The following is a 22,110-nucleotide window of genomic DNA, read 5'->3' as shown; positions in this document are numbered from 1 at the left end:
ACGGGCGCCTCTGGCGCCCGTTTTCTTTGCTGGCCCCGCGGTTGCCCGATCCTGAGACGTGCGGTAAATCCGCAAGCCGATATCTGGGAGAGGAACGATGCAGACGCCGTCGCAACATCCGGGCCACGAGCCTGCCGGTCGCCGGGAATGGATCGGTGCCTGCGTCCTGTCGATCGCCTGCCTGATCTACTCGATGGACTTGTCCATCCTGTTTCTCGCCGTCCCCGCGATCGTCGCCGATCTCGACCCGTCCGCGTCCGAACTGCTCTGGATCAACGACATCTACGGCTTCATGGTCGCCGGTTTTCTCGTCACCATGGGCACGCTCGGAGACCGGATCGGCCGCCGCCGCGTGCTGCTGATCGGCGCATTCGCCTTCGGGATCGCCTCGGCACTTGCCGCTTTCTCCTCGACAGCACAGGAACTCATCGCCGCCCGTGCACTTCTCGGCATCGCCGGTGCGACGATCGCGCCCTCGACCCTGTCGCTGATCGTCAACCTGTTCAAGAACGAAGCCGAGCGAAACCGGGCGATCGGCATCTGGGGAACAGCTTTCGCATTGGGCGGACTAATTGGCCCGCTCCTCGGCGGCTTTCTCCTGCAGTATTTTCACTGGGGCTCGGTGTTTCTCATCAACATTCCGATCATGCTGGTGCTTCTGGTCGTCGCCCCGTTCCTCCTGCCGGAATACAAAAGCCCGGAAAGTGCCAAGCTCGATCTCGTCAGCGTCGTCCTGTCGCTCGCCACCGTGCTGCCGGTGATCTACGGCTTCAAGCACATGGCGGCAGATGGGTTCCAGAGCCAGCATCTGATCCCGATCGCGGTCGGCGTTGCGTTCGGCTACCTGTTCATCCGCCGTCAGAAGCGCCTGACGCAGCCTCTGATCGACCTCAAGCTGTTTGCCATCCCCGCCTTCACCGCCTCGCTTCTCGTCAATCTCGCGGGCATGTTCTTCGTCTTCGGGGTGTTTCTCTACCAGAACCTCTTCCTGCAGTTCGTTCTCGGCCTGTCGCCGCTCGAAGCCGCCCTCTGGTCGATCCCGTCATCGATCGTCTTTACCGTAATGTCGCTGCAGGCCTACCGTTTCACCAACCGGTTCGGCCCGGTCAACACCGTCCTCATCGGTCTCGTCATCAACGCGGCCGGCATGTTCTCCATGTCGATCGCTGCCTATTCCGAGAGCCTCTACGGCGTCCTCGGCTCGACCATGATCATCGCCATCGGCTTCGTGCCGGTCGTCCTGACGACAACCGGCCTGATCGTCGGCACCGCGCCACCGGAACGCTCCGGCTCGGCCTCGGCGATTTCCGAAACCAGCGCCGAATTCGGCGGCGCCCTCGGTGTCGCCCTTCTCGGCAGCTTCGGCACACTGGTCTATCGCATTCTAATGGATGGCGCGGATGTGACCGGCCTCGACCCTGCCCAGGCAGCAACGGTCAGGGCGACCATCGGCGGCGCCGTCGAGACGGCCCGCGGGCTCGGCGGAAGCGCTCTTCAGGCAGGCGAAGGCCCGGTCTGGCTGGAGGCCGCCCGGCAATCCTTCTCGACGGGTTTTGCCAGCTGCTGCCTCCTCGCCTCACTGGTCCTGCTTATCCTCGCAGCGACTGCTCGCACGATCTACGCCCGCGCCCATATCGACGAAAGCGCGATCGGCTCGGGACACTGAGCTGTCAGATATAAACGAGCCTTGTCCTGTTGAAGCAGAGCCGCAAGGTGCGGAAGACGTAGAACACAAGACCGATCCCGAGCGTCACGATGGAGATCAGGATCCAGATCAGGATATGACCTATCATCTCCGCCAGGTTGAGTTCACATTCGAGCCGCGCGATCCGCTGGCCGTCCCGGCCGATCAGGTAGGTCTTGTTGATGATGCTCTTGTAGAAGTAGTAAACCGCGAAGAACGCACCGATCCCAAGTGTCAATACACTGATGATCACCCAGAGTATGATATACCCGACCGCCTCCATTAGCGAATATTCGCACCGAAGCGTGGATCCGAAAGGTTGCGTCTTGAATGGCGGCGTGACCGCAACGTCTGTATTCGACATATTCCCCAGCTATAGTCTTGAGAGACCCCGCCGAATACAGCTTTCATTTTAAGACGAAGTCAATTGAAACCTGGGCCCGCCAATGAACCTGATGCTTCGCTTACGAAGCCAACCGTCCGATTGCCACGATATCCTCTTTGAACCGCGCCACCTCCTCCGCCTTTCGCCCCAGATCGGGGATGCGAAGCAGGTAGGACGGATGCACGGTGACAAACAGCATCCGACCGTTCTGCATGGCAATCGGCCTGCCCCGGACGTCCTCCAGCTTGTGGCGCATCTCGGTCAGTGAAAACAGCGCGGTCGCACCCATCGCGACGACCAGCTTGGGCTGCACCAGATCGAGTTCTTGGACGAGCCACCAGCGACACTGCTGCACCTCGCCCATATTTGGCTTCTGGTGAATGCGCCGCTTGCCGCGTGGCTCGTATTTGAAATGCTTCACCGCATTGGTGATGTAGAATTGCGTCCGGTCGATCCCGGCCGCGCTCACCGCCTCGTTGAACACTTTGCCCGCCGGCCCGACGAAGGGACGCCCGGCCAGATCCTCCTGATCGCCCGGCTGCTCGCCGACGATCATCACCTTGGCATTGACGGGCCCCTCGCCGAAAACCGTCTGGGTCGCCATGCAATGGAGGTCGCAGCGGGTGCAGCGACGTGCTTCCTCCCGCAATGCCTCGATTGTACCGGCGGTCGGCCCTTCTGGCATTGGCACCCGTGCTGCGGCTTCCTGGATGCGATGGTGGAACGCCAGGGGTTCGCTCGCCGCCTTGCGTCCCATCTCGATCACACTTGCCTCGGCGCTGGCGATCATGCCCGGAATAAGCTCTGCCTCGGGCAGGTTCTTCCAGTACTTCTTCGGCATTTCCGACATCATCATCTTCACCTTCAGCCGCGCGGGGTTGAAGATATTGGCATAGTACGTCCGCCACAGATCGTCCGTGTCGTCGCGAAGGTCTGGCTTTTCGGCGGGCTCATCGCTGGTCCGCAGGGTCTCGCCATCCCAGGACGCCGAACCCCTGGGCGTCACGATCAGCCAGTCCATGTCGTTGAAACGACGCTGGAAAAACGGGGCCACACGGTCGATGATGAAATGATCAGGCTCGAACCAGGAAACAAAGCGCCGGCGTCCGGCAACACCCTCCGGCAGCGGGATTTCCTTGAAACGGACAAAGGCGGTCATCTTGTGATAGTCGCGGCCGATCGATTTCGCCATCCGGTTTGCCGCAACCACATCCGGATCGGTCGCCATACCCAGAAAATTGCGCCCGTGCGCCATGCGAAACAGCATCCGGTAGAGAAGCGAGAACCGCGTCGGATCGGAATGGCAGATGACCGAGGCGGCAAGCTTCAGAAAGGCTGGAGGAACACCCTGCGTCACCGGCTTGTCGACAGGCTCAGGCAACTGGTTGCCGTCCAGCCCGAACAATCCGTCCGTGTCGTCCATCGTGCGCCACTCGACACGATCAGGTGCGATGCCGGCGGCGAGATAGGCACGCGCAGCATCGCGCCACTCGGTCAGATCGCCTCTCCCCCGCAACAAGACTCGGTACATCATAGAAGCGACAGCTGCTCCGGCTTTGGCTGGAACATGGATCGCAGATCGGCCCGGTCGGCAAGCTTGCGCGGTGTCCACCCTTCGCAGGTGATAAAGGGCTGTACCTTCTTCAGAGACACGCTCAGCCGCTTTAAATCCTCCAGTCGCAGCTTGCGAAACCTGCGCGACGACAGGATCGCTCCGACGGTCTTGGTCCCGAAACCCGGCACCCGCAGCAGCGTCTCCTTGTCCGCCCTGTTCACATCGACCGGGAACTTGTCGCGGTTGCCGAGCGCCCAGGCAAGCTTCGGATCAAGGTCCAGATCCAGCATGCCGTTTTCCGTCGACGCCGTAATCTCGCCGATCTCGAACCCGTAGAACCGGTAAAGCCAGTCAGCCTGATAGAGCCGATGCTCGCGCATCAGCGGCGGCTTGATCAGCGGCAGTGTCTTCGAGGAGTCCGGGATCGGGCTGAAGGCCGAGTAGTAGACGCGCTTGAGGCTGTAGCTGCCATAAAGTCTGGCGCTCGTCCCGAGGATCGTCGCGTCGTTGGCGCCGTCTGCCCCGACGATCATCTGCGTGCTCTGGCCGGCAGGCGCGAACCGCTTGCGACGCTTGGTCTGCAGCGTCGGATCGCGCATTTCCTCGATCTTCAGGCGCAGATCGCCCATCGAGCGACGAATATTGGCGGGCCGCTTTTCCGGCGCAAACTGGCTGATCCCTGCGTCGGTCGGCAGTTCGATGTTGATCGACAGACGGTCGGCATAAAGCCCCGCCTCCTCGATCAGCTGCTGCGAAGCTTCTGGGATCGTCTTCAAATGGATGTAGCCGCGAAAATTATGAACGGTCCGCAATTCCCGCGCGATCCGCACCATGTCGCCCATCGTGTGATCGGACGAGCGGATAATGCCCGACGACAGGAACAGACCCTCGATATAATTGCGCCGATAGAATTCCAGCGTCAGCCAGATAACCTCTTCGGGCGTGAACCGGGCCCGCTCGACATTGCTGGAGGAACGATTGATGCAATAGGCGCAATCGTAGATGCAGAAATTCGTCATAAGGATTTTCAGAAGCGAGATGCAGCGGCCATCCGGGGCATAGGCATGGCAGATGCCGGACCCTTCGGTCGAACCCAAACCGCCGGATACCGACGAATCTCTCTTTGATGTCCCGCTGGAGGCGCAGGAGGCGTCGTACTTGGCAGCGTCCGACAGGATCGCCAACCGTTCTTTCAGCGACTTCTTCATTAGTACGTTCTCTATATGTTCTTTATGACTGCGTCAACCCGTTGACAAATCGAGGGACGTTTGATTCATTCAACTCCAGCTGGCGCATCTGACACCATTTCGATTTTCCTAGCGGGAGCAGTCGAAATTCTGTTATGATGCCCTAAATTCAGATGCTGCAGATGGTTCCGAAGTTACCGCTCCGGAACCTGTTTCTTTTTGTGTCCGCGGCATCCGCGGACATGCGCCTTAAGGACAAGAAAATGGTTGAAAAGGTACCGATGACGCCGAAGGGGTTTACCCAGTTGCAGGAAGAACTGCGCTGGCGCCAGCAGGAGGAGCGTCCCCGCATCATCGAAGCGATTGCGGAAGCGCGCGCCCATGGTGACCTTTCGGAAAACGCCGAATACCACGCGGCCAAGGAAGCCCAGAGCCACAACGAAGGCCGCATCGGCGAGCTGGAAGATTTCACGGCCCGCGCCGAAGTGATCGATCTCTCCAAGATGTCCGGTTCCACGATCAAGTTCGGCGCAACCGTCAAGCTGATCGATGAGGATACCGAAGAGGAAAAGACCTATCAAATCGTCGGCGATCAGGAAGCCGACGTGAAGGCTGGTCGCATCTCGATCTCCTCGCCCATCGCCCGTGCCATGATCGGCAAGGAAAAGGGTGACAGTATCGAAGTCGTCGCCCCCGGCGGCTCCAAGGCCTACGAGATCCTTGCCATTTCCTGGGGCTGATCGCTCGTGGAAACGTCTGGCGAAGTCGCCACGGAGATGGGCAGCGGTATCGCTCCCGGCTCCGTGGTCGATATATCCGATATCGAAGTAATTGCGCCGAACTTCAAGAAGCGGCTCTCCGGCGTGACGTCCACGATCGTCCAGCTGATTCCGGTGCAAAGGGCAAAGGGTCAGAAGATCGCGGTCCTCGGGCCCGGCCTGCCCTCCCACCTCCCCCACATCCGCTATGCCGACCTTCCCGCGCTGTGGTCACCGCCATCAGGGCGGCGCGCCCGTGTCTGGCATGCCCGCCGCAATATCGAAATGCTGCCCGGCCTCTTCATGCGCGATGTGCTGCGGATGCCGCTGAAGCTCTTGTTTACCTCCGCCGCGCAACGAACCCATTCCGCCTGGACGGGTTTTCTGATCAGCAAGATGGATGCGGTCGTCGCGACGTCTGCACGATCGGGTTCATACCTGAAAGCGCCCTATAAGGTGGTGCACCACGGCGTCGATCTCGATCTCTTCCGTCCCTCCGGCCCATCCGACCCTTCCTCCCCGGCAGATGGTTTCGGCAAGCATCTGATCGGATGCTTCGGGCGCGTTCGGCATCAAAAGGGCACAGACCTTTTCGTGCGCGCCCTGATCGAACTGTTGCCGTCCTATCCCGAATGGACGGGCGTCGTCTGCGGACGTGTCACGCCGGACAACAAGGTTTTCGGCGATGCGTTGAAAGCCGATGTCGCCATGAGCGGTCTGACAGATCGCATCCTGTTCATGGGCGAAGTGGACGACATCAAACCTTGGTACCGTCGCCTGTCTCTTTATGTGGCACCGTCCCGCAATGAAGGCTTCGGATTGACGCCGCTCGAGGCGATGGCATCGGGAACCGCAGTCGTTGCAAGCGATGCCGGCGCCTATTCCGAAATGATCGTCGAAGGTGAGACGGGATCGGTTGTTCCGGCCGGCGATTACACGGCGCTTCGCGATGCGCTGCGCACCTATTTCGAAAACCCTGCACTGGCCGGCCAGCAGGGCTGGAGCGGTCGCGAGCATGTGCGCGTCGCCTTCGCCATCGAAAAGGAAGCCAACAATCTGGCGGAAATCTACGAAACGCTTTTAGAGACCAGACCATGAAAACTTCAGAGGCATCCGGTGTCACGCGACCGGTCCGGCTCTGCCCGCATCTGCATGGAGGACGCTTCGAATGACGGAACTTTCTGCCGGGATGGCGCAGCACAGACCGACGACGAGCGGACTTTTGAGCGAGGGAGACTGGCAGCAGTTTTTCGCCGGCTATAGCCACATCGTCCTTGTCGCCAACAGTGACGAGCAGAACTTCAACGAGATCCACGCCGCCTATCCGGAAACGACGCTGTTCGTCTTTTTCAACTACGTCAGCAAGGTGCTGAAAACGCCGTTCACGCGCAATTCGCTGCTGGTGGCACGCACCAGCCGCGTCGGGTCCGAACTGATCTACGACAACGCTCTCGACAAGGTGCTGGCCCTGCTGCCGGGCCCCGGGTTTACCGGCGTCATGAGCATGCGCGCCGCCACGATGGAACAGGTGACGGAACCGGCCGAGTTCGGCGGCGTCGCAGCAGGTGCCATCGACCTGTGCGGTTACCTCGAAGATTTCTACCCGCGCGACCATACCGCCAGCTCGGGCTTCGCGCTTTCGGTCTGGCTCTGCGAGAAGGTGCCGCAGGCCAAGGTCGTGCTGTGCGGTTTCTCGGGACGCCGCAGCCGCAAGTGGCAGATGTTCCACATCCACGACTGGACGTTCGAACAGTCGGTGCTGCAACTGCTCGCCAACAGCGACAAGCTCGAAATGGCGGGACGCACGGCCTTCAATCCTTACAAGGCGCTATCGCGCCACTTCCCCGATATCGACAATAGCAACTTTGTGTTTGCCGCCATCCAGGTCCTTTCCGAACGGCTGGAAAACAGCAACCGCAACCTCGGCAAGCTGATCACGATCACCATGCCGCTTCGCGTCATCTACAATCTCGCAAGAGGTCTGCGGATCAGGTCCAAGAAGGACAGGCTGGTGAAGCAGCGCAAAAAGCAGCGCGCAAAGAATGGCGAGCCATCCTGAACCCGGGACAGCTTAAGCGCCTGCTACCACCACCCGCTGCGATCGCGGTGGTGGAGCGCTCGTAACCGGCTGAATGCCGTGTCGTTCTCCTGCAGGCGGTCGTAGATCGCCTTGGCGATCTCGCCGGCAATCCCCTGCTTGAAAAACGGATCGAGCCGCCAGCGCATGTTTCGCAGCGTGTCGTCGGTCCCCACCTTGAACAGGTACATCCCGTTGAACCTGTGCATCGGCGCACCTTGCGTCTGTTCGATCGCATCTTGTGAGACAGGACGCTCGTCGCCGCCATGGATAAAGCGGTCGGTCTCGTAGACCTTGATCGTGTTGGCAAGCGACGAGCCGATCATGGCGATCGCCCTTGCCGTCATGTCCTCGTCGAGATCGGCAATGCTGTCACTCGCGGAAATCAGCCAACGCAGATCGAGATGGGCGGTGAGGAACGGCGCTTCATTCTCCCACAGGGTCTTGAACTGCTGGTACGTCTCCCGGACATTATATTCGCGCCGCATGAGGACGATAAGCTGCGCATGATAGAACAGCAGTTCCGGCTGGCCTTTGAACTCCAGTCTCAGGTTCGCCATGTGATCGTCGAGCGACTTCTGCTTGCCCGACCGGTGCTCGCGATCCGAATCCTCGATCAGCCGCTGCTTCATGCCCGCGTAATCCTGGTCGAGCTTGGCGTATTTTGCTGCTCCCCAGCGCTTGCGGTAGCGGTTGAAGGACAGCAGTGCCTCGAGCTTACTCTTCTTGCGTACCACGCACGTTCTCCAAGTCTTGCTGCCGTAGCCTCGGCAGTCCTGTCTACACCGGTAACCTCGTCAGTCTGCCGCCCGCAGGTGTTCGATAAGCCGGTGCGGCAGATGGGTGTGAAATTTCGTTATCATCACGTCAGGCAGCGCCTGGCGAAGCTCGATGCTGAGTTCGTCCTGGCTCTGGATACATCCGAACGGGGCGCTGCCCTGTTCGATCATGGCGAGTACAGGTGCGGTCGCCCGCTTCTGCCGCGGCTTGATATAGGCCGTGCGGTGTTCGGGTAACGGGGTCGCGCCAAAGCGCTCCATCTCGAGATGATTGGCAAGCGCAACCGGCGAATGCTGGGCGATGTTGCGAAAGCGATGGGAGAGCTGCTGGCGAAGCACGTCGGGATGCGCTGCATAGTAATCGGCAAGCGTTGAGCGTCTGACCGCGTGAAAGTAATGGCCGACCTGCAGAAACCGGTTCTTCGCACCCGCCAGCTCTGCCCCCTTCTCCTGCGCGACGGTAAAGCTCGGAACAGCGTTGGACGCTTCCGCCCGCTGCCGCTTGAACCACCGCAGGCACTGCTTGAGGCGGGATCGCAATCCGCTTTTCACGCGCCCGTAAAGCATCGGCTTGCCGTCGCGAAAGAACGCGGAGGCAGATGTCGGAGCGTTCAGAAAGAAGTCGTCATTGCTGTAGACGAAATTCTCGCAAAGCCCCGGAATATTCCAGACCGCAGCCTCGATCGACAGCGAGTTGAACGTCGGCAGCACGGCCGGAAGCCCGTCGAAGACCACGTTGTGATCAACGATGGCGATGAAATCTTCCGTGCAGAAACCCGCCTGCGCAAAACTGTCGACGAATTCCGGCTTCTGCCCGTCCGTGACGATGTGAATTTTTGTGATGAACGGCGCGTATTTCAGCACGGAGGCGATGAGATAGTAGATCTCGCCGTTATCGGCAAACCGCGTCGGGCTGGATGCCACCGCGTGCGAACTCGACGCAACGTCATCGTATTGCAGGCGCTTCGCGCGATGCTCCGGGTCCGAACCATCAACCCAGGTGATCACAAGCTCGATGTCGCGGCTGGACATGCTCTGGTTCCTGCTCCCTGTCCCTCGGACGACCTCGATCTCGACGATCCTAGGTCTGCACGACCGGTGCGTCCTTGACCTGCCGGATCGTCAGCATGGTGCGAACCGTATCGACATTGTCGACCGCGGTCAGATCCTCGATGACGAAATCCTGGAAGACGGTGAGGTTCTCGGCCACGCATTGCAGCAGGAAATCGGTCTCGCCGGAGACCATCCAGGCCTGACGCACCAAGGTCCGCGTTTCCATATCCGCCGCGAAGGCCTTCAGCTTGCTGTCCGACTGCTGCTTCAGTCCCACCATGCAGAAGGCGACAAGATCGTATCCGAGCAGCGACGCCTGCAGCATGGCGCGATAACCCTTGATGATGCCGTTCTCTTCCAGCTTGCGAACGCGCCGCAGACAGGGCGGCGCCGATATGCCGACCCGTTCGGACAGCTCGACATTGGTCATGCGTCCGTCCTTCTGCAATTCGCGAAGGATCTTCAGGTCGATGGTATCGAGTTCGACTTTCACGACCATGTGTAGTGCCTGCCTTCAAAATTGACGGGAGCACGCAGGCTCCCGGGTATCCATCTCGGTGTCGCGAAGACATACAATAACATCGTTCCGACGCAAGAAAATTTCGCGCGCCGGTCCAGATGTTGTCAACCGAGGTGCACCTAGAGACCCATCCAATCGCAGTTGACCTGCCGTTTCTGCCGGGCGGTTCCAACTGTCTTGTTGTTATCGCAAGGCTGCCCTTGCAATGTTGCATGGATGGCCCTTACATGACGTGTCAAAAGCGGCAGACCGAATAATGTCTTCCTATATGAGGAAGCGGCGCCAGGCGCCCGACACGGTCTTGGAAAGGAAACGTCATCATGTCCGCCCGTCATACAGAGGTTCTGATCATCGGTTCCGGCCCCGCCGGCTATACAGCTGCGGTGTACGCAGCGCGTGCGATGCTGAAGCCGGTCTTGATTGCAGGCATGGAACAGGGTGGTCAGCTGATGATCACCACGGACGTTGAAAACTATCCGGGCTTTGCCGATCCGATCCAGGGTCCCTGGCTGATGGAGCAGATGCTGCAGCAGGCGGTCCATGTGGGCACCGAGATCGTCAATGATCTCGTGACCGAGGTCGAGATGAACCATCGCCCCTTCACGATCCGCACCGACTCCGGCACCGTCTGGACCGCTGATACGATCATCATCGCCACCGGCGCGAAGGCCAAATGGCTCGGCATCGAAAGCGAGCAGCAGTTCCAGGGTTTTGGCGTTTCCGCCTGCGCTACATGTGACGGCTTCTTCTATCGCAACAAGGACGTCATCGTGGTGGGCGGCGGTAACTCCGCAGTCGAGGAAGCGCTCTATCTCTCCAATATCGCGAAGACCGTGACGGTCGTCCACCGGCGTGACTCGTTCCGTTCGGAAAAGATCCTGTCCGAGCGCCTGTTCCAGCGCCCCAACGTCAAGGTCATGTGGAACACCGAAATTGCCGAGGTCACCGGCAAGCCGGCCCGCGCGCCGCTGCCGCCATCGGTCGAGGGTGTGCGCCTGCGTGACACCAGGACCGGCACGATCTCCGACCAGCCGATCGACGGCGTGTTCGTGGCAATCGGCCATGCGCCCGCGACCGAACTCTTCAGGGACAAGCTGAAGATGAAGAACGGCGGCTATCTCTGGACGGCACCTGATTCCACGATGACCGACGTTCCCGGCGTGTTTGCCGCGGGCGATGTCACCGACGACACCTTCCGACAGGCGATCACCGCCGCCGGCATGGGCTGCATGGCAGCGCTCGAAGCCGAACGTTACCTCGCCGGCATTCAGCCGGTTGCCATTGCTGCGGAGTAAGCATGGGCGTACCTCTCGACTGGGACAAGTTGCGCATCTTCCACGCTGCGGCGGAGGCGGGATCCTTCACCCATGCGGCAGACAAGCTGCATCTGTCCCAGTCGGCAATCAGCCGGCAGGTCAGCGCGCTGGAACAGGACGTCGGCGTCAAACTGTTCCACCGCCACGCCCGCGGCCTCATCCTTACCGAACAGGGCGAGCTTCTTTATCGCACCGCGCATGACGTGCTTCTGAAGCTCGAAACCGTGAAGATGCAGCTGACCGAGACGACGGAAAAGCCGTCGGGCAAGCTGCGCGTCACGACGACGGTCGGCCTTGGCCAGGGCTGGCTCACCGACAAGGTGCAGGAGTTCCTGCAGCTTTATCCGGAAATGTCGATCCAGCTCATCCTCGATAACGAGGAAGTCGACGTCAACATGCGCCATGCGGACTGCGCCATCCGCCTTCGCCAGCCGCAGCAGTCGGACCTGATCCAGCGCAAGCTGTTCACCGTGCACATGCACGTCTATGCAGCCCCGTCCTATATCAACCGCTATGGCGAACCGCAGTCGGTCGAGGATCTCGACACCCACCGCATCATCTCCTTCGGCGAGCCTGCCCCGAATTACCTTCTCGACGTCAACTGGCTCGAATCCGCCGGCCGTTCTTCGGACAACACCCGCACGCCGCATCTGCAGATCAACAGCCAGACCTCCATCAAACGAGCCTGCCTGCTTGGCATCGGCATCGCTTGCCTGCCCGACTATATCGTCGGCCGCGACCCTGGGTTGATCCAGCTGACGCTGAGCGCCGACATCCCTTCATTCGACACTTACTTCTGCTACCCGGATGAAATGAAGAACGCTGCAAAGCTCAAGGTCTTCCGCGATTTTATCGTCGCCAAGGCGCGTAACTGGAATTTCTGATCGCTGTCGAAGACGTTTCGCTCAGAATGGGCACCGGGATTCTCGCAGCGATTTCATACACGACTCAGTGACTAGAGTAAGCTGTGCAGAACGTGCATGGCAGTCCTGCGCAAAAAAGCGTTGCCGCTTGCCCAAAAAACCATCATATCGCACTCAGCTGATGCATATGGTGGCTTTCCTCCCAGTTCCACCGCAGCAGCTGTTCCCCTCTGGAGGTTGTTTTTAACCTTCATAATTATAAGGGCCCTGGAGTGATCCGGTGGCCCTCTTTTTTTGCCCTGCGGTTTGCCGGCCCGCCGCAATCCTCGGCTGCCTGTCAGAGTAATTGGACCGAAACGGTCAATATTTCGGCCACCCCCCTTGCTCTCACAAATCGCTGCGCCCATATAGGGATCAGCCGGAGCAATTGATGACGTCCCCGTTATCAGCGCCGGCTGTTCCCCTCTGGAGGTTTTAGACCTTCACACCTGACGGGCCTCGGAGCAATCTGGAGGCCCTTTTTTTTGCCTTCCTCAAAAAAATGGGAACGTCATTCCTTTAAATCGTCTTCAGACGATCTATATATCGGTTAGAGACGATATGGAAAGACGATGGATCGCACCGAGATACTGAAAGCACTGTCCCATCCGACGAGGATTGAGTTCCTCGAATGGATGAAGCAGCCCGAGCAGCATTTTTCCGATCAGGATCATCCGCTCGAAATGGGCATCTGTGCCAAGCAGTTCGAAAGACGATGTGGTCTGTCGCAATCGACCGTCTCTGCGCACCTTTCGACCCTCGAAAAAGCCGGCCTCGTGAAAACGAGCCGGGTTGGTCAATGGGCGTTCTACAGCCGCGACGAGGAGAAGATCGCAGACTTCGTGACCAATCTTCGCTCCGCTCTCTGAATGCCACCCCTTAACTCAATCACTCCCAAAGCAGCATGGAAGGATATTCCTGTGACCTCACTCTTTGAACCGGTAAAGTTCGGCGACATCGAACTGAAGAACCGCGTCGTCATGGCGCCGCTCACCCGCAACCGTTCGCCGAAGGCGATCCCCAACGATCTCAACATCGCCTATTACGAACAGCGCGCCTCCGCGGGCCTCATCATCACCGAGGGCACCCCGGTCAGCCAGCAGGGACAGGGCTATGCCGACGTTCCGGGCCTTTACCTCGCTCCGGCCATCGACGGCTGGAAGAAGGTGACGGAAGCTGTTCACAAGAAGGGCGGCAAGATCGTTACCCAGATCTGGCACGTCGGTCGCGTGTCGCACACCTCGCTGCAGCCGAATGAAGGCGCACCTGTCGCCCCGTCCGCACTGGGCGCCAAGGGCAAGACCTACATCATCAACCCGGATGGCAGCGGCGCGTTTGCCGATACATCTGAGCCGCGCGCTCTCGAACTTTCCGAGATCCCGGGCGTCGTTGCCGATTTTGCTGCCGGTGCAAAGGCTGCAATCGAGGCCGGCTTTGACGGCGTCGAAATCCACGGCGCCAATGGCTACCTCATCGACCAGTTCCTGAAGACTGGCGCAAACCTCCGCGAAGACGAATACGGTGGCTCCGTCGAGAACCGCGCCCGGTTCGCGCTCGAAGTCGTTGACGCCGTCGCTGCAGCCATCGGCAGCGGTCGCGTCGGCATTCGCCTGTCGCCTGTTACGCCTGCCAACAACATCACCGACGATGCGCCGCAGACGGTCTTCGACTATCTGGTCAAGGAACTCGCGACCCGCAACCTGTCCTTCATCCACGTCATCGAGGGTGCGACCGGTGGTGACCGCGACTATGTCCAGGGCGGCAAGCCGTTCGATTACCAGGAACTTAAGGATACCTACCGCAACGCTGGCGGCACTGGCGCCTGGGTGGTCAACAATGGCTACGAAAAGGATACGGCTGAAAAGGCTGTGGCCAGCGGCTATGCGGATGGCGTCGCCTTCGGCAAGCTGTTCATTGCCAACCCGGATCTGGTCGAGCGTTTCAAGACAAACGCGCCGCTCAACGAGCCGGACAAGAACACATTCTACGGCGGCGGCGCAAAGGGTTATACCGACTACCCGTCGCTTGAATCAGCAGAAGCCTAAGCTTTAGGCTCTACTTCCTGAAATCGGCCATGCCTGGCACAAACCCCGGGCATGGCCTTGTTTTTGGTCGCAGCGAATGCTTAGCGCGCGTCCGCCTGATCGCCATCCACAACTTCGGCTTCGGGACGGTCACCGCCGTCGCTGTGCTCGGTGTGCCAGACGCCCTTTGCGTCCTGCCAGCTGATCTCTTCGGGCTCACCACCCACCTGCTGTTCGGCAGCCACAATCCGGGCCGCCTGCAGCGCGTCGTTGTGGTTCGGGAATGTTTCGGAATAAACGTCGCCCAGTCGATAGGCCCAGCCGCCATCATGTGGCACGATTGTGTAAACGACCTTGGTCATAGATCCTCCTGTATGTTTTTTCGTGGCTGCCCCGACCGGTCTCGGTCCAGAAGGCCGCGTAGAGCAAAAAAGCCGGAATACGCCGCGAAGTTCCTTCCACTGGCGAGGATAATGGCACCAAAGACCGATTATCGCAAACCGTCCTCTGTGCAGGTCGACCGACAACCCTAGTTTCTCCGAGATCGTTTCCAGGAGCTTCCAGTGCAAATCGCGACCCACCTCCGGCAGGAGAAATTCCTGCTGATCGCCCTCGTCGTCGCCATTCTCGGCTTCTTCATCGAACACTCAATTCTGGAGGCCGGAAAGACGGTGTCGCTGATCGCAGCAGCGCTCTTCGTCGGCGTGATCGTGCTTGCATCGACACGTGTCGCCCATCATGCGGAGGTTTTGGCGCACAAGGTTGGCGACCCCTATGGCACGATGATCCTCACCCTGTCCGCGGTGGCGGTCGAGGTCCTGATCCTCGCCATCATGATGGGTTCGAATTCCTCACCGACGCTGGTGCGCGACACGATCTATTCGGCGGTGATGCTGGATATCAACGGCATTCTTGGCCTCGCGGCCCTGCTCGGTGGCCTGCGCCATGGCGAGCAACCCTATAACGACGATTCAAGCCGCACCTACACTGTCATGATCATGACGGCGGTAGGCATTTCGATGATCGTGCCGGAATTCGTACCGCGTGAAAGCTGGCACTACTATTCCGCCTTTACCATCTGCGCGATGATCGCGCTCTACGGCGTCTTTCTCAAGATGCAGGTCGGGCCGCACAGCTACTTCTTCAGCTACACCTATCCGCGGACCCAGAAGGCGGCAGCCGCCGGGACAGCGTCCGCGCCTCAGGAGGAGGCCGCCGAGGATTCCGCGGCCGTATCGATCGGCATAATTCTTCTGGGCGTTCTGATCATCGGCTTCCTGGCGGAATTCATGTCGGTCTTCATGGGCGAAGGCCTGGAAGGCTCCGGCGCGCCGATCGCGCTGACCGCTGTCGTTGTCGCCGCCATCTCCGCCGCGCCGGAAATCCTGACCGCCATGCGGGCGGCGCTCAAGAACCGCATGCAGTCCGTCGTCAACATCGCCATGGGCGCGTCGCTCTCGACGGTCATTCTCACCGTCCCGGTCATGGAAGGCATCGCGCTCTATACCGGCCAGCCCTTCATCATGGCGATGACGCCGGTCCAGACGGTGATGGTGGCGATCACGCTCGTGGTTGCGGCGATCAACCTCAACGACGGCCAGACCAATGCGATCGAGGGCATGACCCATTTTGTGCTGTTTGCGACCTTCATCATGCTGACGATGATCGGATTGTGACATCTGCAATAAAGAAGAGTTGAACACCCTGTGTTCGGTCTTCGGGACTGGCCGCCCTAGATGGGACAATGTCTGGCGAGCGATCGCCACTGAAAGGCATCAAGACAAAGTCCGGAGGTGACCCATGAAACGCACGAACATCTTCCTTGCAGGCACGGCCCTGGCTCTCGCACTGGTCGGCGCTCCCGCGATGGCGCAAACCGGTGGCAAACCGGTTGAAACAGGCGCTCCAAATGCGAAGGATCAAAAGCCTGCCTTCACCGGTCAGACCCGCGCAGCGCAGCCAACGGAAATGCCTCAGATCACCACCGAAGTCGTTGCCGAAGGGCTTCCGCACATCTGGTCTTTGGAATTTCTCCCCGATGGCCGCATGCTCGTGACCGCCAAGGAAGGCGCGATGCATATCATCAAGGACGGCAAGCCCGGCCCTGCGATCGAAGGCGTTCCGAAAGTCCTGTCCGCTGGCCAGGGCGGTCTTCTCGACGTGGCCCTCGCCCCGGATCACGAAACGTCCGGCATGATCTTCTTCTCCTTCTCCGAAGAGCGTGAAGACGGCAACGGCACATCCGTCGCCTCCGCCAAGCTCGTCGCCAACGACGATGGCGGCGGCAAGCTGGAAAACGTCAAGGTGATCTTCCAGCAGATGCCAAGCTATGACGGCAACAAGCATTTCGGCTCGCGCCTCACTTTTGGCCCCAACAACGAGCTCTATGTCACGGTCGGCGAGCGGTCCGATCCGGAGCCGCGTGTCGAGGCACAGGATCTCAAAAGCGGTCTTGGAAAAGTGTTCCGCATCGACATGGACGGCAAGGCCCTGCCCGACAATCCCTTTGTCGATCAGCCCGAAGCGCGGCCGGAAATCTGGTCCTACGGCCACCGCAATCTCCAGTCAGCAGCACTCGATGGCAACGGCCGCCTCTGGACGGTCGAACATGGCCCCAAGGGCGGCGACGAGTTGAACCGACCGGAAGCCGGCAAGAACTACGGCTGGCCGGAGGTTACCTACGGCGTCGAATATAGCGGCGGCAAGGTAGGCGACGGCATCACCGAGAAGGCTCAGACCGAACAGCCCGTCTATTACTGGGATCCGGTCATCGGCCCCTCCGGTATGGCCTTCTACGATGGCGATGCGATCCCCGAATGGAAGGGCGCATTCCTGGTCGGCGGTCTGGTAACCCAGGGCGTGGTGGTCCTGCATATGGATGGCGACAAGGTGAGCCACGAAGAACACGTTCCGCTCAAGGCTCGCATCCGCGACGTCAAGGTCGGCCCCGATGGCGCCGTCTACGCCGTCACCGAAACCCGTTCCGGCTCCTCGACGATCGTCAAGCTAACCAAGGCGTGACGGTAGCTTAAGCCAGGAAGGCCAGTGGATGAGGTCAGAGCACGATCGACCGTCACAAGCCGCAGGCCTTCCACTTGGCATTGCGTCAGAAGCAGCCGGTCGAACGGATCCCGCGTCGACAGCTCCGGTTCCGCCATGGCTATCACGTGCGGAACGTATATCGGCAGGATCGCTATGCCGGACGCTAGAAGGAAGGCCGGTATCTGCGAAACCGAGATCTCTGTCCGTAATTTCCCGAGCCGGGACTTGATCGCTATCTCCCAAATGCTTGCGACGCTCACTGTCGCGTCAGTCGACCGGTCGATCAGCATTCGGTAAATGAGAGGAAACTCTACGGCGAACCGGTCATTGACCATCGAAATGACGACATGCGTGTCGAGCAGCAGACGCATCTACGGAAAAGGCCTCAGCAGGAAATCCTCCGGCAGCGGATCGTCGAAATCGGTAGAAACGAAGCCCTTCGCTCGGACAATTCCTTTCGATCGCAAATAGGCTTCGCCCGCCTCCGGATCATATCCGCCAGGTTTCCCTTGCAGGACGGTCAGTGCCTCAATGCGGGGTACCAGATCAAGCACCGGCTTGCCATCGCGGGTCACGGTCACGGTCTCGCCCTGCTCCACGGACTGGGCAAGCTCTTCGAATTTGTCCTGCGCTTCACGGATCGAGACGGTCTTCATTCCGCAGAAAGTAGTCCCGCACTTTCACTGCGTCAATCTGACCACCACTCACGAAAAAGCCCGGCGCTTGGCCGGGCTCTCCCATCAAACTCGTGTCTCGAAACTTACTTGCAGGCTGCGCAGAAGCGCTGGATGCGCTTGCAGGCTTCTTCGAGAATGTCTTCCGACGTCGCGTAGGAAATGCGGAAGTTCGGGCCAAGACCGAAGGCCGATCCGTGAACCACGGCGACACCTTCCGATTCCAGGAGCTCGGACACGAAATCCTCGTCCGTTTCGATGACTTTGCCGGTCGGAGCCGTCTTGCCGATCAGGCCGGCGCAGGACGGATAGACGTAGAATGCGCCTTCAGGCTTCGGGCAAACAATGCCGGACGCCTGGTTGAGCATCGACACGACGAGATCGCGGCGGCCTTCGAAGATCGCCTTGTTCTTGGTCACGAAATCCTGCGGACCGTTGAGTGCCTCGACAGCCGCCCACTGTGCGATCGACGATGCGCCCGAGGTCTGCTGGCCCTGGATCATGTCCATCGCCTTGATCAGTTCGATCGGACCGGCCGCATAGCCGATGCGCCAGCCGGTCATCGCATAGGCTTTGGAAACGCCGTTCATCGTCAGCGTCCGGTCGTAGAGCTTCGGCTCCACTTCGACCGGCGTCGCGAACTTGAAGTCGCCGAAGGTCAGGTGCTCGTACATGTCGTCGGTCAGGATCCACACATGCGGATGCTTCAGCAGCACGTCGGTCAGCGACTTAAGTTCATCCGCGCTGTAGGCAGCGCCCGTCGGGTTCGACGGCGAGTTGAAGATGAACCACTTGGTCTTCGGCGTGATCACGCTTTCCAGCTCTTCGGCCGTCAGCTTGAAGTTGTTTTCCTGCTTGGTCGAAATCGTTACCGGCGTGCCGCCGCAGATCGAGACCATTTCCGGGTAGGAAACCCAGTAGGGTGCTGGGATGATCACTTCATCCCCTGCATTCATCGTCGCCATGAAGGCATTGAACAGAATCTGCTTTCCGCCGGTTCCGACGATGGTCTGCTCGACCTTGTAGTCGAGGTTGTTTTCGCGCTTGAACTTGTCGACGATCGCCTTGCGCAGCTCTGGAATACCCGAAACCGGCGTGTACTTGGTTTCACCGCGGTTGATCGCGTCGATCGCCGCCTGCTTGACATTGTCAGGCGTGTCGAAGTCAGGCTCACCGGCACCGAGACCGATAATATCACGCCCTTTCGCCTTCAGTTCGCGAGCTTTCTGGGAAACAGCGATTGTCGCTGAAGGCTTTACACGGGAAAGGGCGTCGGCAAGAAAGGCCATGTCGTTTCGGTCCTGGGCTGATTGAACACTACGGCGGGGTGCGCTCATTCGCCGCCGAGCGGCCGCCTCAAGCTGTATGGAGAATGAACCGGCGCCTTTCAAGAAAAAAGCATTAATGAATGCCATCAATGTCGCTGATTAAAACCTTCGGACGCGTATTTACGACCGCGTAACCCGTCTCGCCTACAATCTGCAAAATTGCGCAGGAGACGGTACGGGTATGGCATCGAGAAGCATTTTCGCCAACCTGGTTCGCGGCGACGACGGGGCATGGTCGACCGCATACGGGCCTTTCATTCTCAGATCCGCGCTTCAGCCCATTTTCAGAACGTCGAAACCCGGCAATCGGCTGGCCATCGAAGCCTTTGTCGGGCTCGTGCGCGCCTATCGTGGCGAAGAGCCCGTTCCCCCGCACGAATTCTTCAGCCTCGTTGATCCCGCCGAAGTTGCCGATATCGACAGCATGGTCCGGACGATCCATATTCTCAACACCGGCCGGCTCGACAGACGCCAGGCGAAGATCTTCGTCAAGTTCCAGCCGGGTCTGGTGCGCACGCCCGAAGACATGCGCCACGAAGTCGAACGCATCAAACTTGCGAGCCACGAAGCCGGACTTGCCGTCAACCGGATCGTCTGCGAAATCCGCCAGACCGCCGAGACCAACGCCGCCGTCATCGCCGACTTCACCAGCCACATGCGCGCCATCGGCTTCCAGGTGGCGATCGATGATTACGGTGCGGGCGAGTCCGATCTGGCGCTTCTCAAGCGGGTGAAGCCTGACTACGTCAAATTCGAACCCGGCTGGGTCCGCGACTTTCTCGACAATCCGGCAGGAGCAGCACTCCTGCGCGTCGTCCTGCAGCAGATGCTGGATGACGGGATCGAACCGATCATCGAAGGACTGGAGGAAATGTGGCAGGTGGAGGTGTGCGAGGAATTCGGCGCGTCTCTCGTGCAGGGATATGCGCTCGCACGGCCTGAACTCGCCCCGACCACGTTCGACAGGACATTCCCGGAACACGGCCTGCCGCGCATCGGCGGCGACCTCGACATGAGCTCCTCGCCTGCATCCGCCATTCGCGTCTCTGCCGCCGCCCCGTTTCCGTCGGCCACCCCTCTCAAGCGGATGAAAACCTTCGGCCGCAGACATCAGGGCAGCTAGCCGTCCTTACTTTCACCGGTTCGCAGTGGAACTTCCCGCAGAGAGTGTAGACGTTGAGAAACGGCTACAAACATGACGCGAACAGGCATAAAGCCGATCGGACGAAGCATCGCCAGCGATCCGTTGCCCATCCAACTTCCTTCGGACCATGCGCAAAGCCCGCATTTGCAGCGCTTTTGGCCAAATGAGGCAGGCTGGAAGGGGCCTGCCTTTCAAAAAACTTTTTCTTGCCAATTTTTGATAAACACAGCACTCTGTCCATGTTCGGGCAATTTACGAGCATGGGAAGACCTATAATGACGCGCTCCGAAGGCGCCAAGACTTCGGGCGGGAACTGGGGGCTTGGTTTTATACCTTATCTGCCAGTCGCCGCGGTAAACACAGGGACCCTTTCTTAAAGCTGCCTGCCGCCGCCCGTGAGGGCACACTCTGATGCTGTCCGCCGCTGAACACGGACAGAAGGAAAAGGACCTGCTGCATGGCCGAGACTGGCACTGTGAAATTCTTCAATACGGACAAGGGATTCGGCTTTATCAAACCAGACAACGGTGGCGCCGATATCTTCGTTCATATCTCCGCCGTACAGGCTTCCGGCCTGTCCGGGCTGACTGAAAACCAGAAAGTAAGCTTCGACACGGAACCGGATCGTCGCGGAAAAGGCCCCAAGGCCGTCAATCTGCAGATCTCCGGTTGAGCTTCAAAAGCTCGCTCATTCCAGTTGGAGCCCGGCAGTGATGCCGGGTTTTTTTATGCCCGTGATACCTGTTGCCGGTTACAGGCCCTTCAGGAATGGATTGCTGCGGCGCTCGTCGCCGATCCGGCTTCCCGGTCCGTGACCGCAGATAAAACCTACCTCGTCTCCCAGCGGCAGAACCTTGGTGCGGATCGAGTCCATCAGCGTCGCGTGATCGCCTCCGGGTAGATCAGTCCGTCCGACCGACCCGGCAAACAGGACGTCACCAAGATGCGCGAAGGCATGGTCTCTGTTGTAGAATATGATGTGACCGGGCGAATGTCCCGGACAATGAAAAACCTCGAACACATGCTCGCCGAACGAGACTGTTTCGCCTTCGTCAAGAAACCGATCAGGCACGACGTTGCGGACGTCGCCGTCGACACCGAACATCTGAGCCTGCTTTTCAAGGTTTTCAAGAAGGGGAAGATCGTCGCGGTGGGGTCCGACGACCGGAATGCCCAGCACCTCGCGGAGTTCGTCGGCGCCTCCGGCATGATCGATATGCCCGTGGGTCAGCCAGATCTCGGAAAGGGTAATGCCACTTTTGCGCACGAGGTCCAGAATAACCCCGATGTCACCGCCTGGGTCGACAATGACGGCTGTCTTTGTATCGTCGTCAAAGAAGACGGTACAGTTTTGTTGAAATGGCGTCACCGGAATGACGCTTGCCTGCAATCGACCCATAATGCCTGTCCTGCCCTGAACGTTGTCGTTCTTCATAGCCGGAAGGCTTGCCGATGACAGCCTCAAAATCAGTTGATAGCGGCGGCCAGATACGTGCCTTCGGCAGCAACCGGCGGGGCCAGCGAAACAGTCGCCAGCAGAAATGCCGAGACGACGACTTTCAGCGCAATCACCGTGATGAAGACCGGGCGCAGCGGATGAGCTTCGGCCTTGGTCTGGTTCAGCTCGATCGGCGGCATTGCGGAATAAGTGTGCGCGTTCATTGAATAATCTCCAGTCGTTC

General features: G+C 59.6%; 24 protein-coding genes. 12 read left to right on the top strand and 12 right to left on the bottom strand.

Annotated elements, in window-relative coordinates; all coding sequences use genetic code 11:
* The first annotated feature begins 97 nt into the window (after nucleotides 1–97).
* Nucleotides 98–1,666 (top strand): MFS transporter, encoded by a 1,569-nt coding sequence (locus G6K99_RS10100; RefSeq protein WP_174196450.1) that lies wholly within the window; start codon nucleotides 98–100, stop codon nucleotides 1,664–1,666.
* 4 nt (nucleotides 1,667–1,670) lie between these two features.
* On the opposite strand, the gene G6K99_RS10095 is transcribed toward G6K99_RS10100, so the two are convergent.
* The 3 genes from G6K99_RS10095 to G6K99_RS10085 all read right to left on the bottom strand — a co-directional run bounded on the left by G6K99_RS10095 (nucleotide 1,671) and on the right by G6K99_RS10085 (nucleotide 4,832).
* The gene (locus G6K99_RS10095) at nucleotides 1,671–2,048 is read right to left on the bottom strand and encodes a DUF6693 family protein (RefSeq protein WP_062455881.1); all 378 of its coding nucleotides are present in this window, start codon (nucleotides 2,046–2,048) and stop codon (nucleotides 1,671–1,673) included.
* 100 nt (nucleotides 2,049–2,148) lie between these two features.
* Nucleotides 2,149–3,600, bottom strand: a complete 1,452-nt coding sequence (locus tag G6K99_RS10090) for a UdgX family uracil-DNA binding protein (protein WP_174196812.1) — start codon at nucleotides 3,598–3,600, stop codon at nucleotides 2,149–2,151.
* Nucleotides 3,600–4,832, bottom strand: a complete 1,233-nt coding sequence (locus tag G6K99_RS10085) for a putative DNA modification/repair radical SAM protein (protein WP_062455876.1) — start codon at nucleotides 4,830–4,832, stop codon at nucleotides 3,600–3,602. The genes G6K99_RS10090 and G6K99_RS10085 overlap by 1 nt, the downstream gene beginning before the upstream one ends.
* Before the next feature lie 242 nt (nucleotides 4,833–5,074).
* Between G6K99_RS10085 and greA the strand changes: the two genes are divergently transcribed.
* From greA to G6K99_RS10070, 3 genes are all read left to right on the top strand, one after another.
* Nucleotides 5,075–5,551, top strand: a complete 477-nt coding sequence (gene greA / locus G6K99_RS10080) for a transcription elongation factor GreA (RefSeq protein ID WP_062457929.1) — start codon at nucleotides 5,075–5,077, stop codon at nucleotides 5,549–5,551.
* Nucleotides 5,552–5,614: 63 nt separating this feature from the next.
* Nucleotides 5,615–6,667, top strand: a complete 1,053-nt coding sequence (locus G6K99_RS10075; RefSeq protein WP_174196811.1) for a glycosyltransferase — start codon at nucleotides 5,615–5,617, stop codon at nucleotides 6,665–6,667.
* Nucleotides 6,668–6,737: 70 nt separating this feature from the next.
* The gene (locus G6K99_RS10070) at nucleotides 6,738–7,628 is read left to right on the top strand and encodes a 3-deoxy-manno-octulosonate cytidylyltransferase (protein WP_174196449.1); all 891 of its coding nucleotides are present in this window, start codon (nucleotides 6,738–6,740) and stop codon (nucleotides 7,626–7,628) included.
* 23 nt (nucleotides 7,629–7,651) lie between these two features.
* Here G6K99_RS10070 and G6K99_RS10065 read toward each other — a convergent pair whose 3' ends face one another.
* Genes G6K99_RS10065 through G6K99_RS10055 form a run of 3 tightly spaced genes read right to left on the bottom strand, consistent with a single transcriptional unit; the run spans nucleotide 7,652 to nucleotide 9,977 of the window.
* Nucleotides 7,652–8,383, bottom strand: coding sequence for a hypothetical protein (locus tag G6K99_RS10065; protein WP_092660400.1), 732 nt, complete (start codon nucleotides 8,381–8,383; stop codon nucleotides 7,652–7,654).
* Nucleotides 8,384–8,443: 60 nt separating this feature from the next.
* The gene (locus tag G6K99_RS10060; RefSeq protein ID WP_174196448.1) at nucleotides 8,444–9,457 is read right to left on the bottom strand and encodes a Stealth CR1 domain-containing protein; all 1,014 of its coding nucleotides are present in this window, start codon (nucleotides 9,455–9,457) and stop codon (nucleotides 8,444–8,446) included.
* A 49-nt stretch (nucleotides 9,458–9,506) separates the two neighbouring features.
* A complete protein-coding gene (locus G6K99_RS10055; RefSeq protein ID WP_174196447.1) occupies nucleotides 9,507–9,977 on the bottom strand; it encodes an Lrp/AsnC family transcriptional regulator in 471 nt (156 codons plus the stop codon).
* 341 nt (nucleotides 9,978–10,318) lie between these two features.
* On the opposite strand from G6K99_RS10055, the gene trxB reads away from it, so the two are divergent.
* The 4 genes from trxB to G6K99_RS10035 all read left to right on the top strand — a co-directional run bounded on the left by trxB (nucleotide 10,319) and on the right by G6K99_RS10035 (nucleotide 14,261).
* Nucleotides 10,319–11,293: a thioredoxin-disulfide reductase gene (gene trxB / locus G6K99_RS10050; protein ID WP_174196446.1), complete on the top strand. Its 975-nt coding sequence runs from the start codon at nucleotides 10,319–10,321 to the stop codon at nucleotides 11,291–11,293.
* A gap of 2 nt (nucleotides 11,294–11,295) precedes the next feature.
* The gene (locus G6K99_RS10045; RefSeq protein WP_062455858.1) at nucleotides 11,296–12,198 is read left to right on the top strand and encodes a LysR family transcriptional regulator VtlR; all 903 of its coding nucleotides are present in this window, start codon (nucleotides 11,296–11,298) and stop codon (nucleotides 12,196–12,198) included.
* A 590-nt stretch (nucleotides 12,199–12,788) separates the two neighbouring features.
* Nucleotides 12,789–13,085 carry a helix-turn-helix transcriptional regulator gene (locus G6K99_RS10040; RefSeq protein ID WP_062455854.1) on the top strand — a complete coding sequence of 99 codons (297 nt, stop codon included), beginning with the start codon at nucleotides 12,789–12,791 and terminating at the stop codon, nucleotides 13,083–13,085.
* A 51-nt stretch (nucleotides 13,086–13,136) separates the two neighbouring features.
* Nucleotides 13,137–14,261, top strand: coding sequence for an N-ethylmaleimide reductase (locus G6K99_RS10035; protein ID WP_174196445.1), 1,125 nt, complete (start codon nucleotides 13,137–13,139; stop codon nucleotides 14,259–14,261).
* An 80-nt stretch (nucleotides 14,262–14,341) separates the two neighbouring features.
* Here the strand turns inward: G6K99_RS10035 and G6K99_RS10030 are convergent, their stop codons facing one another.
* Nucleotides 14,342–14,602, bottom strand: a complete 261-nt coding sequence (locus G6K99_RS10030; protein ID WP_062455848.1) for a DUF2188 domain-containing protein — start codon at nucleotides 14,600–14,602, stop codon at nucleotides 14,342–14,344.
* Nucleotides 14,603–14,803: 201 nt separating this feature from the next.
* Between G6K99_RS10030 and G6K99_RS10025 the strand changes: the two genes are divergently transcribed.
* The gene (locus G6K99_RS10025) at nucleotides 14,804–15,916 is read left to right on the top strand and encodes a calcium:proton antiporter (RefSeq protein WP_062455845.1); all 1,113 of its coding nucleotides are present in this window, start codon (nucleotides 14,804–14,806) and stop codon (nucleotides 15,914–15,916) included.
* Nucleotides 15,917–16,040: 124 nt separating this feature from the next.
* Nucleotides 16,041–17,261: a PQQ-dependent sugar dehydrogenase gene (locus G6K99_RS10020; protein ID WP_174196444.1), complete on the top strand. Its 1,221-nt coding sequence runs from the start codon at nucleotides 16,041–16,043 to the stop codon at nucleotides 17,259–17,261.
* On the opposite strand, the gene G6K99_RS10015 is transcribed toward G6K99_RS10020, so the two are convergent.
* The 3 genes from G6K99_RS10015 to G6K99_RS10005 form a co-directional block, all read right to left on the bottom strand.
* Entirely contained in the window at nucleotides 17,201–17,653 is a 453-nt protein-coding gene (locus G6K99_RS10015; RefSeq protein WP_174196443.1) for a type II toxin-antitoxin system VapC family toxin, read from the bottom strand. The genes G6K99_RS10020 and G6K99_RS10015 overlap by 61 nt on opposite strands.
* A complete protein-coding gene (locus tag G6K99_RS10010; protein ID WP_113166401.1) occupies nucleotides 17,654–17,938 on the bottom strand; it encodes a type II toxin-antitoxin system Phd/YefM family antitoxin in 285 nt (94 codons plus the stop codon).
* A 104-nt stretch (nucleotides 17,939–18,042) separates the two neighbouring features.
* On the bottom strand, nucleotides 18,043–19,245 hold the full coding sequence (locus G6K99_RS10005; protein ID WP_062455840.1) for a pyridoxal phosphate-dependent aminotransferase: 1,203 nt from the start codon (nucleotides 19,243–19,245) through the stop codon (nucleotides 18,043–18,045).
* Between the two features lie 220 nt (nucleotides 19,246–19,465).
* On the opposite strand from G6K99_RS10005, the gene G6K99_RS10000 reads away from it, so the two are divergent.
* Together G6K99_RS10000 and G6K99_RS09995 are read left to right on the top strand one after the other, a co-directional pair.
* Nucleotides 19,466–20,407: an EAL domain-containing protein gene (locus tag G6K99_RS10000; protein ID WP_174196442.1), complete on the top strand. Its 942-nt coding sequence runs from the start codon at nucleotides 19,466–19,468 to the stop codon at nucleotides 20,405–20,407.
* Nucleotides 20,408–20,885: 478 nt separating this feature from the next.
* Entirely contained in the window at nucleotides 20,886–21,101 is a 216-nt protein-coding gene (locus G6K99_RS09995; protein ID WP_006725577.1) for a cold-shock protein, read from the top strand.
* Between the two features lie 78 nt (nucleotides 21,102–21,179).
* Here G6K99_RS09995 and G6K99_RS09990 read toward each other — a convergent pair whose 3' ends face one another.
* A complete protein-coding gene (locus G6K99_RS09990) occupies nucleotides 21,180–21,827 on the bottom strand; it encodes an MBL fold metallo-hydrolase (protein WP_174196441.1) in 648 nt (215 codons plus the stop codon).
* Nucleotides 21,828–21,895: 68 nt separating this feature from the next.
* Nucleotides 21,896–22,090 (bottom strand): hypothetical protein, encoded by a 195-nt coding sequence (locus G6K99_RS09985; RefSeq protein WP_062455833.1) that lies wholly within the window; start codon nucleotides 22,088–22,090, stop codon nucleotides 21,896–21,898.
* Between the last annotated feature and the right edge of the window lie 20 nt (nucleotides 22,091–22,110).

Origin of the sequence: Neorhizobium sp. AL 9.2.2 (assembly GCF_013317225.1) — a bacterium.
Lineage (GTDB): Bacteria > Pseudomonadota > Alphaproteobacteria > Rhizobiales > Rhizobiaceae > Neorhizobium > Neorhizobium soli.
The sequence above is the reverse complement of the archived record's forward strand: the minus strand, read 5'-3'. Positions and strand labels throughout refer to the sequence as shown.